The 3876-nt window shown below is 63.1% G+C and carries 4 protein-coding genes; 3 read left to right on the top strand and 1 reads right to left on the bottom strand.

The window, feature by feature from the left end:
- Window positions 1-276: helix-turn-helix domain-containing protein (locus ACIQ17_RS31845; RefSeq protein WP_398473527.1), on the top strand; the 276-nt coding region annotated here is incomplete at its 5' end.
- Between the two features lie 125 nt (window positions 277-401).
- Here the strand turns inward: ACIQ17_RS31845 and ACIQ17_RS31840 are convergent.
- On the bottom strand, window positions 402-1361 hold the full coding sequence (locus tag ACIQ17_RS31840) for an alpha/beta fold hydrolase (protein WP_398473526.1): 960 nt from the start codon (window positions 1359-1361) through the stop codon (window positions 402-404).
- A gap of 103 nt (window positions 1362-1464) precedes the next feature.
- Between ACIQ17_RS31840 and ACIQ17_RS31835 the strand changes: the two genes are divergently transcribed.
- The gene (locus ACIQ17_RS31835; RefSeq protein WP_398473524.1) at window positions 1465-2370 is read left to right on the top strand and encodes a LysR family transcriptional regulator; all 906 of its coding nucleotides are present in this window, start codon (window positions 1465-1467) and stop codon (window positions 2368-2370) included.
- 340 nt (window positions 2371-2710) lie between these two features.
- The gene (gene dnaN / locus ACIQ17_RS31830; protein ID WP_398473523.1) at window positions 2711-3829 is read left to right on the top strand and encodes a DNA polymerase III subunit beta; all 1119 of its coding nucleotides are present in this window, start codon (window positions 2711-2713) and stop codon (window positions 3827-3829) included.
- Window positions 3830-3876 lie beyond the last annotated feature (47 nt).

The raw sequence follows: 3876 nt of genomic DNA, 5'->3' as shown, positions 1-3876 counted from the left end.
GAGGACATCCAGCGTGTCGTGGCGCGGCAGTACAATGTCAGCCGCTCGGACCTGCTGTCCTCGCGCCGCACCGCCAATGTGGTGCGCCCCCGTCAGGTGGCGATGTATCTCGCCAAGACACTGACCCTGCGCTCGCTGCCGGAAATCGGCCGCCGCTTCGGTGGCCGCGATCACACCACCGTGCTGCATGCGGTGCGCAAGATCGAGGCACTGGTCGGCAAGGACACGACGTTGCAGGACGAGGTCGATAGCCTGAAGCGCCAGCTGGCGGAGTAAGGGCGGTAGTCTATCGCCCGGATGGAGCGAAGCGTCGTGCGGGATGTCGAGATGGCGCAAGCGCCAGTCCCCGGATTGAAACTCGCTCCATCCGCGCTACGAACTGGCGGCAGCGTTCTTAATTGTCAGCCGCCCGATAGAAACTGCGTCAACGACACGCGAAAAAAGTCAGGCGCTTCTTCCGCGACGAAATGACCGCTCCCCGGCGCGATGAGTTCACGCAGATTGTCCGCGTGATCCCGGACCGCGTCGGCCAGTCGCGTGCCGGCACTATGCTCGCCGCCGATGGTCAGCACAGGCATTGCAAGCCTGCGCGACTGCAAACCAGACACAAGCTCGGCGTCCCTTCGCAGCTCGCGGTAGAAATTGAATCCGGCGGTCATGCCGCCGTCCGACGCATAGTGGCTGGCGAATTCGTCGATGGCCCGATCGCCAACCGCATCCTTTCGGAATGACCAGTTGCGGATCTGGGCGGCGATATAGGCGCGTTCTCGCCCCTTGGTCAGCATTTCCGGGATCTGGGGAGCCATATGGAAACCGTAGTGCCACGCTCCCCCCTTCAGCGCGTCGGTGACTTCGGTGCCGGGAATGAGGCAGTCGACCAGGACCAGCCGATCGACGCATTCAGGATGCAGCTTAGCGAGGACGAAGGCTGCCTTGCCGCCCATGTCATGGCCGACCACATGCGCCTTCGCGAGCCCCACCTGCGTGATCAGGTGGCGAATGTCCGTTGCGATGGTCTGCTTGTCGTAGCCAGACGCGGCGCGCTCCGACAGGCCGGTGCCACGCAGATCGGGAGCGATGACGCGAAACCACGACGACAGGCTGGCGATGGTGTCGCGCCACGCGAACCAGGTCTGCGGCCAGCCATGCAGCAGGATGACGGCCGGCCCGGAACCGGCCTCGACATAATGCATGCGGATGCCATTGACCTCGGCCGACCGGCTGCGGGCACCCGGTGGCAGCAGGGACGGATCGGCCAGCCCCGTGCGCGCGACTGCTTCCGGAGCGGCAAGCGATGCCGATGAAACGGCGGAGGCAACCGCTGCACCAAGCGAATGCGTTATGAATGTTCGACGCTGCACTGTTCATCACCGGGGCTGATATCTAGGGTGCATCGGGGGTAGAACGGAGCGCTTGCCTGGTCCATCGCATCAATGGAATGGCAATCATAACCGATGGTTATTCATGGACCTGACATTTGCGTTGAGAACATTCGCCAGGATCGTCGAGCGAGGTTCACTGACAGCTGCGGCGCGCGATCTTGGAATCTCCCAGCCTGCGGTGAGCAAGCTGCTCGTCAAGCTCGAGACCCACACCGGAAGCCGCCTGCTGGAACGAAGCGCCCGCGCCATGCGCCCAACCGCAGACGGGCTGCGTCTCTACAAGGCATCGGGCGCCGCATTGCAGACCATCGACCAGGCGATCGACAACGTGCAACGGGACAGGATCGGCCATGTGGGACGACTGCGCCTGCATGCACCCGGCTGCATCGGGGAACGGCATCTGGCGCGGATTGCCATGGCGTTCCAGCGAAAGCATGCCGGCGTGTCCATCGACCTGATACTGCACAACAGCGCCATCGACCTCATCCATGCGAATGTGGACCTTGCGATACAGCTGGGGCGCCCATCGGATCGTAACGTCGTGGCGAAACGGATCGGATCAAGCCGGCGCATCCTGGTCGCCGCTCCGTCATTCGTCGCCGAACATGGCCCGTTCAAGAGCGTCGCTTCCCTCGCCGATACTGCGATGATCGTAACCGATGCGTCGCTGTCCGATAACGGCACCCTTGCCTTGATCGCGGGCAAGAGCACCTCCCGGCTACGCCTCAAGCCGGTGCTACGCACCAACAGCACAACCGTGCTGCTGGATGCGGTGAAATCCGGTCACGGCGTGGGCACCGCCCAGGTACTGCTGGTCTCGTCTGAACTGGAAAGCGGATCGCTGGTCAGGGTTCTGCCTCGCCACGAAATCGAACCGTCGGAACTATATCTCACCTATCCCTCGGCGCGCTTCCTGCGCCCCCTGATCCGTTCCTTCATCGACTTCTCGCTGCCCCTGATCCGCAAGGTCGAGGGCATCGTGCGATAGCGCGGCGGGCTTCTGATCTCGTGATGCCCGCCACGTCAACGGGCGCTGATTGCCAACGACATATAGCTTCGTGTTCGGCCTCGCGCCGGGCGCTTACGCCATGATGCAATTGAAGGCATGAACGGCCAGGGCAGATGTTTTGCCCGGTCATGACGGAGTTATGCTTTCTGGTCTAAGGCATAGCCGCTTGACGACGCCCATGTGACCATAAACGTGGGGAGCTGCACATCAATTCATCCCAAAATCCCTTGCGCTTTCCGTCCTTTACCGTCACCTTGCGGTCCCCGCGGCGCCGTTCCGGCTGCCAGGAAACCTCCATCGGATAATCGGGCGATTTGTTATGAAGGTCACCGTCGAACGCGCGCAGCTCCTCAAGTCGCTCAGCCACGTCCATCGCGTGGTCGAACGCCGCAACACCATTCCGATCCTCGGCAACGTGCTGATCCGCGCCGAGAACGCCCAGCTTTCGCTGAAGGCCACCGACCTCGATCTGGAAGTCACCGAGACCCTCGCTGCCGAGACCGGCACCGCCGGTTCCACCACGGTGCCAGCGCATATGTTCTACGACATCGTCCGCAAGCTGCCGGACGGTTCGCAGATCGTGCTCGAAGCCGATGGCGATCGTTCGGTGATGGCGATCCGCGCCGGTCGCTCCCGCTTCACCCTGCAGACCCTGCCGGAGAACGATTTCCCGGATCTTGCCGCAGGCGAGATGACGCATACCTTCTCGCTGCCGGCCTCTGACATCAAGCGCCTGATCGATCGCACGCAGTTCGCGATCTCGACGGAAGAGACCCGCTATTACCTGAACGGCATCTATCTGCACGCTGCCGGCACCGCGGCCGCCGCGACGCTGCGCGGCGTCGCCACCGACGGCCATCGCCTGGCACAGATCGACCTCAAGCAGCCGAAGGGCGCCGAGGGCATGCCGGGCGTGATCGTGCCGCGCAAGACCGTGGGCGAGGTGCAGCGCCTGATCGAGGACACCGAAGCCGAGATCACCGTGGAGCTGTCGCAGGGCAAGATTCGCTTCACTCTTGGCAATGTGGTTCTGACCTCGAAACTGATCGACGGCACCTTCCCCGACTATGGCCGCGTGATCCCGCAGAACAACGACAAGGAACTGGTGATCGACAAGAAGGATTTCGAGAATGCGGTGGACCGCGTCTCGACCATCTCCAGCGAACGCGGCCGCGCCGTGAAGCTGGCTTTGTCTGCCGGCAAGCTGGTGCTGTCGGTGACCAATCCGGATTCGGGCAGCGCAACGGAAGAGCTCGAGGTCGAATACGCCTCCGACGCGCTCGATATCGGCTTCAACTCGCGCTACCTGCTCGACATCGCCGCGCAGATCGAGGGCGAGGTCGCGGTGCTGCGTCTGGCCGACCCGGGTTCGCCGACGCTGGTGCAGGACAAGGACAACAAGGGCGCCTTGTATGTGCTGATGCCGATGCGGGTGTGATTACCGTGAACGTGACTGTCATCGCCCGGCCGTGCGCGCAATGGCGC

The organism is Tardiphaga sp. (assembly GCF_044340795.1).
In the GTDB taxonomy this organism is placed as follows: domain Bacteria; phylum Pseudomonadota; class Alphaproteobacteria; order Rhizobiales; family Xanthobacteraceae; genus Tardiphaga.
This window is presented reverse-complemented; position numbering and strand designations above follow the sequence as displayed.

Coding starts and splice junctions, on each gene's coding strand:
- ACIQ17_RS31835 (WP_398473524.1), top strand. CDS start 1,465: ATGGACCTGACATTTGCGTTGAGAACATTCGCCAGGATCGTCGAGCGA.
- dnaN (WP_398473523.1), top strand. CDS start 2,711: ATGAAGGTCACCGTCGAACGCGCGCAGCTCCTCAAGTCGCTCAGCCAC.